The sequence below is a fragment of the Chitinophaga sp. Cy-1792 genome (assembly GCF_011752935.1).
In the GTDB taxonomy this organism is placed as follows: Bacteria; Bacteroidota; Bacteroidia; order Chitinophagales; family Chitinophagaceae; genus Chitinophaga.
Genome location: NZ_VWWO01000002.1, coordinates 2,425,226 through 2,439,277, shown reverse-complemented (window position 1 = coordinate 2,439,277; position 14,052 = coordinate 2,425,226). Strand labels below are relative to the sequence as shown.

Annotated in this window: 12 protein-coding genes; 7 read left to right on the top strand and 5 right to left on the bottom strand. The window is 46.4% G+C overall.

The window, feature by feature from the left end:
- Positions 1–223: 223 nt before the first annotated feature.
- Positions 224–1,858, bottom strand: a complete 1,635-nt coding sequence (locus F3J22_RS23960; protein WP_167020456.1) for an FAD-dependent oxidoreductase — start codon at positions 1,856–1,858, stop codon at positions 224–226.
- A gap of 103 nt (positions 1,859–1,961) precedes the next feature.
- Between F3J22_RS23960 and F3J22_RS23955 the strand changes: the two genes are divergently transcribed.
- Together F3J22_RS23955 and F3J22_RS23950 are read left to right on the top strand one after the other, a co-directional pair.
- Positions 1,962–2,921 carry an AraC family transcriptional regulator gene (locus F3J22_RS23955; RefSeq protein WP_167020455.1) on the top strand — a complete coding sequence of 320 codons (960 nt, stop codon included), beginning with the start codon at positions 1,962–1,964 and terminating at the stop codon, positions 2,919–2,921.
- Positions 2,922–3,038: 117 nt separating this feature from the next.
- A complete protein-coding gene (locus F3J22_RS23950) occupies positions 3,039–4,679 on the top strand; it encodes a peptide MFS transporter (protein WP_167020454.1) in 1,641 nt (546 codons plus the stop codon).
- Positions 4,680–4,762: 83 nt separating this feature from the next.
- Here the strand turns inward: F3J22_RS23950 and F3J22_RS23945 are convergent, their stop codons facing one another.
- On the bottom strand, positions 4,763–5,995 hold the full coding sequence (locus F3J22_RS23945) for an MFS transporter (protein ID WP_167020453.1): 1,233 nt from the start codon (positions 5,993–5,995) through the stop codon (positions 4,763–4,765).
- Between the two features lie 237 nt (positions 5,996–6,232).
- Between F3J22_RS23945 and F3J22_RS23940 the strand changes: the two genes are divergently transcribed.
- Positions 6,233–6,637 (top strand): 5-fold beta-flower protein, encoded by a 405-nt coding sequence (locus F3J22_RS23940; protein WP_167020452.1) that lies wholly within the window; start codon positions 6,233–6,235, stop codon positions 6,635–6,637.
- Between the two features lie 107 nt (positions 6,638–6,744).
- Here the strand turns inward: F3J22_RS23940 and F3J22_RS23935 are convergent, their stop codons facing one another.
- On the bottom strand, positions 6,745–7,095 hold the full coding sequence (locus F3J22_RS23935; protein ID WP_167020451.1) for a cupin domain-containing protein: 351 nt from the start codon (positions 7,093–7,095) through the stop codon (positions 6,745–6,747).
- Positions 7,096–7,326: 231 nt separating this feature from the next.
- The gene (locus F3J22_RS23930; protein ID WP_167020450.1) at positions 7,327–8,283 is read right to left on the bottom strand and encodes a hypothetical protein; all 957 of its coding nucleotides are present in this window, start codon (positions 8,281–8,283) and stop codon (positions 7,327–7,329) included.
- Between the two features lie 193 nt (positions 8,284–8,476).
- Between F3J22_RS23930 and F3J22_RS23925 the strand changes: the two genes are divergently transcribed.
- Positions 8,477–9,298, top strand: coding sequence for an alpha/beta fold hydrolase (locus F3J22_RS23925; protein ID WP_167020449.1), 822 nt, complete (start codon positions 8,477–8,479; stop codon positions 9,296–9,298).
- Between the two features lie 80 nt (positions 9,299–9,378).
- On the opposite strand, the gene F3J22_RS23920 is transcribed toward F3J22_RS23925, so the two are convergent.
- Entirely contained in the window at positions 9,379–10,326 is a 948-nt protein-coding gene (locus F3J22_RS23920; RefSeq protein ID WP_167020448.1) for a hypothetical protein, read from the bottom strand.
- Between the two features lie 195 nt (positions 10,327–10,521).
- Here F3J22_RS23920 and F3J22_RS23915 point away from each other — a divergent pair, with 195 nt between their 5' ends.
- The 3 genes from F3J22_RS23915 (at position 10,522) to F3J22_RS23905 (ending at position 14,032) form a co-directional block, all read left to right on the top strand.
- The gene (locus tag F3J22_RS23915; protein WP_167020447.1) at positions 10,522–11,208 is read left to right on the top strand and encodes a response regulator transcription factor; all 687 of its coding nucleotides are present in this window, start codon (positions 10,522–10,524) and stop codon (positions 11,206–11,208) included.
- On the top strand, positions 11,205–12,533 hold the full coding sequence (locus tag F3J22_RS23910) for a HAMP domain-containing sensor histidine kinase (protein WP_167020446.1): 1,329 nt from the start codon (positions 11,205–11,207) through the stop codon (positions 12,531–12,533). Before F3J22_RS23915 ends, F3J22_RS23910 begins: the two co-directional genes overlap by 4 nt.
- Positions 12,534–12,649: 116 nt before the next feature.
- On the top strand, positions 12,650–14,032 hold the full coding sequence (locus tag F3J22_RS23905; protein WP_167020445.1) for a TolC family protein: 1,383 nt from the start codon (positions 12,650–12,652) through the stop codon (positions 14,030–14,032).
- The last annotated feature ends 20 nt before the right edge of the window (positions 14,033–14,052 follow it).

Genomic DNA, 14,052 nt, shown 5'->3' with positions numbered 1-14,052 from the left:
TGTGCTTTCTTACTATAGTAAACATGACCGCTGGATTTAATGAAAATATTATTTTCCGGGATGAAGTTGCTACCGTTGTTAAGCGAGGAAGAGAAGCCATCTATCTAAAGAAAAAAAACAAATACCTGCCTATATTGTTTTCCGGGCATAAAGAATCGGCGTGCTGAGCCAGTCATGCAAATGGTTGTAAGTGCTTACTTACAACCATTATTACCTGTCATTATCAACGAAGAATCTGCTCCAGCGGAAGGTCTGTTGTACCTCTCCAGGCAACGAACCCGTCGGGGCGTACCAGTAGTGCTTCTCCGGGCAGACATCCCGTATTGTCTTCCCACTGTTTTAAAATATTCCCGGTTAACGGGATGAGCTGTACAGGAATGCTATGCTTTGCCAGGGCTGCTTTCCAGGGCGTGGTATCCCCGTTTACAAAGAGTGTGAATTCCCCGCCAACTACGTCTAAAACAGAGGTGGCATGGGTTTCATCCATCCAGAGGTGCGGCAGCCGCGTACCTGGGATACCATAGAAAACCTTGCTGGCGGGCAGTTCAGGAGTTATACTGGTTATATTGACAGGGTACTGATAATCCGGTATGCCGAGCAACGTACGTAAATGGCGGGTTGCTTCCAGCTCGGATGGCTTTTCCTGGTGGTCGGATGGCCAGTGCTGGTATTGGGTTGCCGGTTGTCGCCGGAAGATTTCCTCTTCTTTCAGCATGCCTTGCGCATCGGCGAGGGTAGCAGATCGGAGGGAATTGGCCAGTCCTATCGGTTGCCTTTCGGTCGAGAAGGTATTGAGCAGGGAAGGGGCTGCATGTCCCTTCAATACAGCGGCCATTTTCCAGGCAATGTTTTGTGCATCCTGGATGCCGGTATTGGCGCCTTTCCCGCCGTATGGCGTCATAATATGGGCTGCGTCTCCGATAAGAAAAATACGACCCGATTGCATGGTATCTGTTACGCGGGCGGTCATCTCCCAGGGTAATACATTTAAGATTTTTACAGGAAGGTCGGGTATTCCTAATGCCGAATGGAGTATTCCCAGCAGCCTGGCTTCGGGATAATCGGCTGGTTGCTCACCTGCGGATGGGTGATAGCGCAGCTGGTATACCCAGCGGTTGCTGTTGTTAATGGAGCTGACAAAGCCCAATATTTCCGGCTTGTCGATAATACAGATGCTGAACTCTCTGTCGCGGACCAGGTCAGCCATATCTGCTTCGAAATAGATGTTGAGGAAATGGGCCAGCACACCGGGGCCGGTAAGCGGCAGGTTCAATTGTTTTCTGACAGGGCTGTTGGCGCCATCAGCAGCGATGAGGTAATCGGCTGTGATGGTAGTGATTTCGCCGGTTTCGCGGTTTTTCAGGGTGGCGGTGATGCCATGATGGTCCTGGGAGAAACCGGTCATTTCAGTACTAAAACGGAGATCTGCCCCACGTTCTTCTGCGGCGGCACGTAAAACAGGTTCGGCAAGGTCTTGTGTGCAGCGGGCACCTGTTTCCGGACTCATAGCGGCCAGGTGTTCCAGGCCTTTGAGCTGACTGGGATAGGTTATTTTGCCTCCTTCCCTGGGTTTTACGGGCGCCATGGCTGCTGCCAGCGTTTCGGCCCGCAGGATGCCCCATGCCGGCCCCAGCGCCTTGCCGGCCTCTCTGATGGCCTCACTCAGGCCCAGCTCCCTGAATAACTCCATGGTACGGATATCGAAACCCCTGGCCCGCGGATGGATGGAGGTACCGGGATGCCTTTCTGCCAGCAGCGGCCGGATACCCTGTTGTAATAAGAATAATGCCGCTGTAAGTCCTGTTATTCCTCCGCCGGCTATCAATACCGGTACATGTAGTTTTGCTGTTGTTTCCATGGTCATTGTTTACTGCAAAGCTCCGGTTTGGGTAAGGCAGGGGAGTGCACAAAACGGATTAATAATTACCATTTTTGAAAATCGCCGCTTTATATTTGTATACATGGAACCCTCCGCACATACTGCTGCCTTCAGCGACGTTTGGCGTATCCCGGAAGGGGAGATACACCAGTACCGGCTGCCATTGCCCGATGTGTCCGGGAGTGGTAAGTTTATTGTTTGCGGAGATATGGCGATTGCTGACGGCAATGTTGCTGCAGGCCCGTCGGAGTATTCCTGGCAGCACTACAATGAAAATGCTTTTGTAGAGCTGAATTTTGTGATGTCGGGGCAGTTGTATCAGACCCACGAAGGTTTGCTCCGCCGCCAGTTAATGGAACAGGGCTATTCCAATATGCTCTTTAGTCCCGGCTCCTGGGAAAAGAATGAGCTATCGGGCAATAAAGGCTTTCATAACCTGGGCGTACACATCAGGCCGGAGAAAATGATGGCATTACTCAGCAGTTATGCACCGGAGCTGGAGTCATTGGCTGCAAAAATAGACAAAGGAGAACCGTTTGTCATACATTCCCCGGCAGCGTATTTCAGTCCGCAGCTACAGCATGTCCTGGGCCAGTTATGGACCATGCCTGTTCCGCCGGGACTACGCCGCTTACATATTGAAACGCAGGTATTACAATTATTTTGTTTGCAATGTGCCGCGCTGATGGCAGCTGACCATGTTGTACCGCCAGAAACCCTGCGTAGTGCGGATCGTGAGCGCTTGCACCATGCACGTACCTACCTGCTGGAGCATCTGCTGTGCCCACCTACGCTCAGTGAGCTTGCCGGTATATGCGGACTGAATGAGTTTAAGCTGAAGAAGGGATTCCGTTTGTTGTTCGGCCAGAGCGTGTTTGGGTTTGTGAGTAATGAACGGCTGCATACTGCCCGCCAGCAAATATTGCAGGGCGATCATAATATTTCTGAAATAGCCTACGGTCTTGGCTATACGCATCCCCAGCATTTCCACCGTGCCTTTAAGAAGAAATTCGGTATGACCCCTGGCGCGTTGTTAAAATAACTTTTCTTAAAAAGGGGCGCCATTTGTCCGTTTCCCCTCCATAGATTCCCATCTTTCCCTTATTTTCGCGATTTGGCGTTACCGCCACTGTAGCATAACCTGTACAACGAAACCTATATGCAAAACACGCGTAAACATCCTGTTGCCTTGCCATTTCTGTTTCTTTCCGAGATGTGGGAGCGCTTTGGATTTTATCTGATACTGGGTATTTTCCAGTTATTCCTTACCGATACCACCAAGGGTGGCTGGGGCATGGACCGGGCCACTGCTGCTGATATCTTTGGTACCTTCATCGCCTTTGTATACCTGACGCCTTTCCTGGGCGGCCTCATTGCCGACCGTAAACTGGGGTATACCAAATCCATTATCATCGGTGGTATACTGATGGGCATAGGTTATATGGGACTGGCCGTGCATAACCTGACGGTTTTCTACCTGTCGCTGGGACTGATCTGCATTGGTAACGGCTTTTTCAAGCCGAATATCTCCACGCTGCTGGGAAATGTTTATAACGACGACCGATACCGCAGTCGTAAGGATACCGGCTATAATATCTTTTATATGGGTATTAATATCGGTGCTTTTATCTGTAACTTCTTTGCGGCCTTCCTGCGTAATACTGTGGGCTGGGGCGCGGCTTTCATCGCTGCCGGCGTAGGAATGTTCCTGGGTGTGATCATCTTTAGCATAGGTATAAAACACTATCGTCATGCGGATGTACGAAAACCGGAGCAGGAAGGAGATATGTCGCTGAGCAGAATTTTTTCTGTCGTTTTCCTGCCGGCGATCGTGGTGGGTGTGGGCGCCTGGTTTATTCCCGGCAACATCTTCGGGTCCGATTCTACCGATGCCTTCATATTCGCCTGTATCCCGATATTAATCTTCTTTGTGTCTTTGCTGGTAAAAGCTGATCCCAAAGAGCGTAAGCCGATTTCAGCGCTGCTGGCCATTTTTGCGGTATCGATCGTATTCTGGGCCGTATTCAAACAGAATGGAACCGCTTTAACTACCTGGGCACAGTATTATACAGACAGAGAAATACCTGCTGTTATAGAACCGGCAGCGAAAAAACTCTACCTGGTAGAAACCGTGCAAAATAAGGTGGACTCTGTAACGGCCTTCGACGGGGAGTTCAGAATGATTCGTACTGCCGATGGCAAGCCTGCAAAGGAATGGGGCAAGGTGCCTTACTTTAAGAATGTGGCAGCGGACAAGATGCCGGCCGAAGGCGCCAGTATCAGTTTGTTTAATACAGAATTATTCCAGTCGATCAACCCGTTTTTTGTTATTACGCTGACGCCTTTGATCGTCGCATTTTTTGCATTGCTGCGGAGAAGGAACAGGGAGCCGTCTACACCATCTAAAATTGCATGGGGGCTGCTGATTTCAGCGATGTCGACATTGCTGATGGTGGGCGCCGTATATGTTTGCAGCAATGGCGCCATCAAAGCATCGCCGTGGTGGCTGGTAGGATGTTATGGCGTCATAACAGTAGGTGAGTTGTTCCTGAGTCCGATGGGCTTGTCGCTGGTATCCAAGCTGAGTCCTGCGCGTATTACCTCCCTGATGATGGGTGGCTGGTTCCTGGCTACTTCTATCGGTAACAAGCTTTCCGGTATCCTGGCCACGCTCTGGGATACCTACGATAATAAAGCCAATTATTTCCTGGTAAACTGCCTGTTGCTGGGTGGGGCCGCGGCGGTCATCTTTTTGATGCTACGCTGGCTCAATGGGATATTTAAGGAATATGTGAAGTAGGATTTTTGCAGATGATTTATATAATTATCTGACCTGGTAAAAATAGTTGGAAAGATCTGCAGGCATCCTGCAGATCTTTTTGTTTATAGAAATGCAATCGCTGCACCGAGGCCGGTACCGAGTGCCAATATGAAATGATACAATGCGACACCTTTCCCCAGGCTTTTGTTGTCGAGCGTATAGAGGGTCAGATAATTTGACGCCAACATTAGTATGGCAAAGCCGACAGACCGATAAATTAGCAGCCAGTAAAGATCTGACCATGAAATGGTAAATGTCAGTACGAAACTGGTGATCATTATGGTGAAACCTGTTGCAAATGCATATTTCAGGTTGTTGTCATTCTTAATGACAAAGGCAGTTAACAGCAGTGTAACAGTCATGCTAAGAAGGCATGGTATTAATGGGCTTCCCGAAATATGTACCCCCTGTTTAGCCATTGATGCGAGTATAGCGCCATTGTCAGTAATAATTATGGTAGCTATTAAGGTGAGCAGCAACCCCTTTCGTAAATTGCTGTCCTGCCAGCTGCTATTGCCCGCCGCCGATGATAGCAACCGGTTTTGTCTGACTACATAAAGTATCAGGCCGGAGAGCCCAAGTATTAAAATGGTACATCTGTAAGGGTTGAACACCAAATTTTTCTGTGAGCCTGATCCCTGTGCCAGAAATATCATGATGATACTGATGACCAGCTGTAAATTTCCGCGCCAGTCTGGCTGGGTATCATATTTTCCATTACGTACACTAAGCATAACGAGAACGGCGGCAATAATTCCCACAGGAATATCTGCAAAAAATATATAAGCCCAGGAGTAATTATCTGTTATATATCCGCTGATGGCTGCTCCGTATGTCCGCCCTGCAAGTATGCCAAAGATGACCCATAACTGTGATATTACCCTGTTTTCTATCGTCCAGCTTTCAGTAAGGATGGTATGTGCTAATATCAGCATGGCGCCGCCGGCGATACCCTGTATGAACCGAAAGAGCAGCAGTTCGTAGTAGATAGTAGCATTGCCGCACAAAAAAGAGGCGATAATAAAAATGATAATAGCTAGTGATAACGCATTTCTTCTTCCCCAGAAGCCTGCAAACCAGGGACTCATAGGTATAATAAGAATATTGCCCATTGTATAGGCCATCGTCATCATGATTATCTCATTGGAAGAAAGGTTCAGTTGAGCGCTGATATCATGCCAGGCTACAGTAAAGACAGGAATATTCATGAACGCCAGGAGGATACAAAGTAGACAGCTAACGGTGATGATTATACGCCGAAAGCCCTTTTCGACGTAGGATGTTGTTTGCTCCATAGGAATGCTGGTATAGGAATTTAAGATCAAAGTTAATAATACAGCTTGTTTTTCCAGCAGGATGTAAAAAATCTAACTAGAAAAATTGAGTATTAATTAATTGAAAAACAATCTGCCTATTCTCATATCTGATAGCAGTTTATTGATAACTATCTCCCTTAAATAATAATCTGGCACAGGATTTTCTTTTTTGCAGATGATTGTTTTTTATTTAAACCCATAATCCCTTGTACTGTTATGAAAAAAATGTTCCTCCTCTTCGCTGTTTTGCTCTGTGGAATGCTGTCAAAAGCCCAGACCATCAAAAGTCACGATTATACTTCCAGGTATTCAGTTAACAGCGATGGCGTTATACGTAATAGCGGCGGTAGTACGGCTGGCTATATAAAAAGTGATGGCAGGGTGGAGAATGCAGGCCATGAGACCATTGGCTATGTAAAAGGGGACCGGGTAACTGACAAAGGATATTCTACTATTGGATATATTAAGAGCGATGGGAAAATCCAGAATAGTGGCTATGAGACACTGGGTTATATAAAAGCAGATGGAAAAGTACTGGACCGCAACTATTCAACTTTAGGGTATGCTTCCGGCGTTAAACGGGAATGGGCGGCGCTGATATTTTTCTTTTTTGATTTCTGATAGAGAAATCACATATACGACTACGTTAACTTATTTCGTTCGTAATAATATGCCCCGCAGGAGTAGTATACCTGCGGGCCATGTTATGTTTAGAGGGTTTACAAATATTATAGTTGTACATCAAGTAGTACAAGTTTAAGATCTAAACCATCTCCCTCGTTATAGATCCAATGTACAACACCAGCCGGAAGCGCAAGGATGTCACCTTGTCTTAGTTTTACATTCGCTGCTATTCCCAGGGAATTAGTAGTTGCCGCAGCTGCATTATTTACAAAAATGGTGGCAAAGGGTACAGGTACTTCCAGTCCCAGAACATTGGTTACTACCGTGATAGTAACAATATATTCAGGGTCATTGGCCGTCTGGGCAATCGGAGATGTTGGAGGATTTTCTGTGGGGGCGGCAAATGAAGCGTTGGCAGCTACCAATAACGCACAGCATAACAGTACTTTTTTCATGATGTAAGATTTTATGTTGAAAGAATGTCAGGCCGTATGTTTAAGGCCTGATTACGCATGGTTATAACTGATCTTTCAGTTGATGGTGAAATAACAAATACTGCCTGCTATATGGGTGCGGGAATAAAAGCATATAAAAGAATTAACCTGCACTTTTTTGAAAAATGATTGTAAAAAGAAATGGCCGGAGTATCTCCGGCCATTTCTTTTTACAATGCGTTCTATGATGATTTATTCTGTGACCAGTTTTCCTTCTTTCAGGATATTGATCCATTTTTCCATTTCTTCCGGCGAAACGGTTCTGTTTCTGGTCATGAAAGTGGTCATATGCATATTGGTTTTACCTTTGAAAAGACAGGCTACAGAGTATTCATTTGTTTTTGCGTCATTCATTGAGACAATGGCTTTGTCTGCTGTTTCGAGGATCTTCACGATTTTCATATTCCCATTCTCCTCTATTTTGCTCTCTGTAAAACTTTTTACAAGCGATTTAAGTGTCAATCCGGGAGGAAACGGGGAGCGAAGGAACCAGATGGCAGTTTTGTAGTTCTCCATGTTTTCTCTTTCCGGATGAACGTAATACATGGTGCCCATTTCCGGGTCTTTGACTTCGTCTGTTGCTACCCATACATTATCATCGGGGAGGTGAATGGTGAAAGCCTCCGGGGCTGGCTGCTGAAAACATTTAAATGATTTCGCGATGGCGTGGAAATTCGGTTTTAGCAGCTTATACCGCTCAGCAGTAGTAGTACAGGATATTACATAAACACGAAAACGGTTAGACATAACAAATACTGCCGAATATACACTGTCGAATGTTCCGAAAGGAGGAATGATATTATCAGCCCAGTATAATTTCTGACGGCCGGAGGTATACACCCCTTTTTCAATCGTCCGGTTATTGGTCTGACTCAGTTGCTCCTGCATCTTTGCAAAGGCTTCCTCGCTGTTCATACCCGCTATGGGCAATACGGTTACATTGAAAATATCCGGAACAGGCATGGTGTCAATCTTTTCCTTACTCCTTGCAGAAACAGCAATGGTAAGTGTATCAGGCTTTCGGTACGACCAGTTTTTGGGAATAGTAATGCTGAATTTATTAATACGGTCTTTAAATTCAAAGGGCAGCTGCTGCGCTTGGGCAGCAAATACAGTCAGAACACAGGCTACAAGAAAAATATATTTCATATGTATAAATTACAAGCCACAAATATATTGAATATAGTGATCGATAGGCATTTAGAAAAGCTGCCAGGGGATATACCCTGCCGGTTACCTTAAGTAACTTTTAATTGTAAAAAGCCCCTGAACAAAATGAAGGCTTCCCTGGTTTGAAATGATGCAACTGTAAGTACATAAACTTAAATGTAAAGCATTTTTTATGAGTAAGCTAAAACTGAAAGGTGGAACCGAAATGTATTATAAAGACTGGGGTTCCGGGCAGCCTATTGTATTTCACCATGGATGGCCGCTCTCCGGCGACGACTGGGATACGCAGATGCTATTTTTTCTACAGCAGGGTTACCGTGTGATTGCGCACGACAGACGTGGCCATGGCCGCTCCACCCAGACATCCGGCGGTCATAATATGGATACCTACGCCGCCGATGTGGCTGAGCTTACCACCGCACTCGACTTGAAAGATGCCATTCACATCGGGCACTCGACCGGTGGCGGAGAAGTGATCCGGTATGTATATAAGTATGGCAAAGGCAGGGTAGCAAAGGCGGTGCTGGTGAGTGCCGTAACGCCGGTGATGGTGCAGAGCGCCAGCAATCCTGATGGGGTACCGCTGAGCGTATTTGATGAAATACGTTTGAAAACCGCTACAGACAGGCTGCAGTACTTTAAGGATTTTTCATTGCCTTTCTATGGCTATAACCGCCCGGGCGCCAATATTAAAGAAGGCGTGCGTGATAACTGGTGGCGGCAAAGTATGATGGGCGCCATCAACGCACATTATGAATGCATCAAGGCTTTCTCTGAAACAGATTTTACAGAAGACCTTAAAGGCGTGGATATTCCTGTGCTGGTACTACACGGTGAAGATGATCAGATCGTGCCGTACCAGATCTGCGGCGTAAAGGCGGCTAAGCTGCTCAAACATGGAAAACTGATTACCTATCCGGGTTTCCCGCATGGCATGCCCACTACAGAGGCAGAAACGATCAATAAAGATATACTGGCGTTTATTAAATCGTAGGGGTTTAGACGTTACTATAAAAAGCAAAACGAGGACCGTTAAAGGCCCTCGTTTTGCTTTTTATATTTTTAGTAAGATAATTATTCTATCACGAGCTTACCTTTCATGAAAAGCTCCTGCCAGTGTTCTGCTTCGCCAGGATTGAATTGCGGACGATGCACCATATAGCCTATCATATGAATGCCGGCATCACCTTTCCTGATAAAGAAGAGGTTGGCTTCATTGGAGCTTTCGTTTGTTTCGATTTTTATCATACCGTAATTAGGATCATTGGCCAGTATAGTGATGGCAGGCGCCGTGTATTCTTTTTCTGCCTGCGCTTTCATGTTGGAAAGGATGGCGCTGATATCCGTTGCTGCCGCGGATTTTATAGTAGTGAAATTCAGTAATCTTGTCCAGTTTTTTAGTGACTCGCCTGCAGGCGCCAGCTGATAGCTGCTGACCAGTTCATTCCCGTTTTCTGCCACTTTTTCCCATTGGGTATCTCCTGATAAATCTATCTTTAATACTTCTACCGGTATAGGCAAACCTGTTTTGAACGTTTGGGCGATGCTATGGAAGAGTGGTTTTACCAGCTTGCGCCTGTTGGGAGTGGTGGCGCAGGTAAGCAGATAGGCCCTGTCCTTGTTGTACAGCAGGAAATTAAATGCAACTATGGTGTCAATTCCGGACCGGCCCAGATGTATGTCCTCGTACCAGCGGATACGCTTTCCATCCACCACATAGGTGCCGGTATCCAGCACTTTTAAGCGGTTGATGGACGTATAGTACATTAAGTGCGCAAAAGAAGAGTCTACATTGGAACCGGGGTCCATGACTACCGTTACATTATAGTTGTCGTGGATCTTTGGTGCGTCCGGGTTCTGGGCCAGCAGCAACACGTGGATGCTGTCAAGGTTTTTCCAGTACCGCCATTTTTCAGGTATAGACAGGGAGAAGTTATGAACATAATCATTATAAGGGTGGAGTTGCTGGGCTTTCACCATTATCTGCGTAAGCAGACAGGTCAGTAATAACAAATATCGCATATCGTGAATTAAACAGCGAAGATAGAATACGTTATATCATTCTCCGCCATTCGCGCAGGTAAATCTCGCTATATAAATCTATTTAAAATATTTTTATATATGTAGATGTTTGTACTTTATTTAACTATAGCAATCTTTACCAAACTTCAAAATTGCTTTAAATTTGCACTTGATTTTACAGGCAGTAATGCAGCTATGAAAGTATTAATTGTTGAAGATAATAAGGAACTGGCAGGCGGGATTGCGGAGTACCTCAGCGGGGAAAAGTACATCTGTGAGCCGGTATATGATGTGCAGACGGCCGCAGAGAAACTGGCTCTTTTTACCTACGATTGTATCCTGGTAGATATTATGCTGCCGGATGGCAACGGGCTGGAGCTGCTGAAGCTGATCCGTAAGGAGCATATCCGCAGCGGTATTCTTATCATTTCAGCAAAAGATGCGCTGGATGACAAGATCCTCGGGCTGGAGGAAGGCGCCGATGATTATGTTACCAAGCCTTTTCATATGTCGGAGTTACATGCGCGTATCAGGGCCATTTACCGGCGCAAACAACTGGAAGGGCCCAGCAACCTGGTTAATTTCAACGAATTTGCGCTCAATACAGACACCATCGAAGCGGCGGTCAATGACCAGCTGCTGGATGTGACCAGGAAGGAATTTGACCTCCTGCTGTATTTTATTGTCAATAAAAACCGGGTACTCTCCAAACAAGCCATTGCGGCGCACCTCTGGGGAGATTACACGGATAATCTTGCTAACTTCGATTTCGTATATCAGCACGTCAAAAATCTACGTAAAAAGATCAGCGCAGCTAAAGGAACGGATTATATAGAAACGGTGTATGGCCTGGGTTATAAGTTTAATACGTCCAAATCATGAAACTGCTCAATAAAATGTCGATCTGGTTTCTTGGGATGATATTCCTGGTAACACCTGTTACCATGGTTATTTCCAGGAATAATATCAAGAAGCACCTTGATCAGGCAGAGATTGCCCGTATGACAGCGGTAAATGACCACGTCTATAATCAGCTGCTGGCGGGAGACGTGCCCGATCAGTATACGCATGGCCGTGCCATTACTGTTAGTCTGTACAACGGCAAGATGCCGCAGGAGCGCGTGCAGACAATCAAGAGCAGCAACATAAAAGACGACCTGGTAGAAAATGAATGCCGTATTACGGTATCTTCATTCTATCCCTATGGCAACCAGATCTATAAAATATCTTCCTATAATTATGTGCTGAAGTCCAACGAGCTATTCAAAGACATGCTGAATACCGTCCTTTGGAAGATGCTGATCATGATCGCAGTTATTGTGCTGACGGCGAGGCTGCTATCGCGCATACTACTGTCGCCGCTGCACCGCAGCATGAGAATTATCAAGCATTTCGACCTGAAGAAGAAAGATAGCAAAATTGAATTACCGCATACCAGTACCACCGAATTCAAAGAGCTGAACGATTTCCTGAAGCGGATGACTACCCGCGCCAAGGCGGATTATGCGGCAGTAAAAGAGTTCAGTGAAAATGCATCGCATGAGCTGCAAACCCCGCTGGCGGTGGTGCGTAGCAAACTAGACCTGCTGAGTCAGACCGATATTGACGGCAAACAGGCCGAGCTGATTGGGGATATGCAGACGGCCATCGAGCGTTTGTCACATATCAACCGTTCCCTGGTTTTGCTCACGAAGCTGGAGAACCATGAATATAATGCCTCCGCCCATATTAAATTCTGTACGATCACGCGTAATGTACTCGCCATGTACGAGGACTGGATCAATCTGAAGGAGATAAAACTGCAGACACATTTTGAGAAAAATGTTTCACTGAAAATACATCCTGCGCTGGCAGAAATGCTGATCAGCAATCTGCTGAGCAATGCCATCCGGTATAATTTAGAAGAAGGTGGAGAGATGCAGGTAGAGCTGACGGCAGGCCACTTTAAAGTACGGAATACCGGTCATCCTCCTATATTGCCGACAGAAGAACTTTTCCGCCGTTTCAAGAAGACGAATCAGTGCAACGACAGTATAGGCCTGGGTTTGGCTATTGTAAAACAGATTTGTGAAGTAAATGACTTTACCGTGACGTATAATTTTGAAGATGGCTGGCATCAGCTGGATGTTTGTTTTGCATCCGTGAAACCAGCTACCATAGCCGGTCCTACGTTAGATGTGGCTACAGGTAAAGTAGCTTTCTCCTGATTTTCATTCAAATTTTTTTTCAATTCTGTAGTATCCTTCAAAATTACTTCAAAATGTGAGGGTCACTTTGCAGTAGAAATTCATTCAGACTTTCGGCTGTAATTTAAACCATCATTATGTGGAGTAAGAAACTATCGTTGTTGGCGCTATCTTTCATGCTGATGAATAGCTACCTGTACGCTCAGCAGGTGATCACCCTACAACAGGCCATCGATACGGCCGTCCTCAATTATGGAACCATCAAGGCAAAGGCCAGCTATACCGCCGCCAGCAATGAGCAGGTGAAGCAGGCACGCCGTGAGTACCTGCCAAACTTTAATATTGCCGCACAACAGGACTACGGAACCATCAACGGCCAGAACGGGCCACTGTATGGCTTCGGCGGACTCTCTGCCGCCTCTTCCGGCCTGCCCCTCGATCATCAGAACTGGAATGCCGCATTCGGCGCATTATACCTTACCAACGTGAACTGGGATTTCTTTGCATTCGGTCGTGCAAAAGAGAAAGTGAAAACTGCAATGGCAGCCGCTACTCAGAACGATAAAGACTGGCAACAAGAGATATTTAAGCACAAAATAAAAGTAGCGGCTGCTTATCTTAATCTCGTTGCTGCACAACAACTCACCCGCAGCTTTAAAGATAATATGGACCGCGCCGATACCATTCGTCGCATCGTCCGTACCCGCGTACTCAATCATCTTATCGCCGGGGTAGACTCCTCCCAGGCGAATGCAGAATATTCCAGCGCACGCATCTCCTGGACAAAGGCACTCGATGCAGAACAGGAGCAAAGCAACCAGCTGGCGCAGCTCATGGGCGTTACTCCCCGTCCCTTTGATGTAGATACCGATTTCGTAAAGCATATACCTGTATTAAATGCCGGCAGTAATGCAGCAGATAATCACCCGGTATTACAATGGTACAAAAGCAGAATTGCACTCAGCGAAGAACAAACGAAATACTATAAAACACTGTACTATCCGGCGTTTTCACTGGTGGGGCTGATACAGACCAGGGGGTCCGGATTTGGTAATGGCTATGCCGCCGATCAGCACGACTTCAGCCAGTCGTACTGGGATGGTATCAAACCTACGCGCACCAACTACCTTTTCGGTGTGGGCGTAACCTGGAATATCTCGCAGCCACTGCGTATATCCAAACAGGTGAAGGCCCAGCAGCAGATCAGCAAAGGCCTGGAGTATGAATATGAACTCGCCGGACAACAGATCCAGGCGCAGTTACAGCTCAGCGATACCAAAATAGAAAATGCACTCAGCAATGTGCGGGAAGTACCGGTACAGGTGAAAGCCGCATCAGATGCTTATCTGCAAAAAACAGTACTATATAAAAACGGCCTGACAAACCTTGTTGATGTAACCCAGGCAGCCTATGCACTCATCAGAGCGCAAACTGACCGCGATATTGCTTTTGTCAACGTATGGCAGGCATTATTGCTGAAAGCGGCTGCCGCAGGAGATTTTAACGTATTTGAACAATAACGGCACCGGCTAAACGGAAA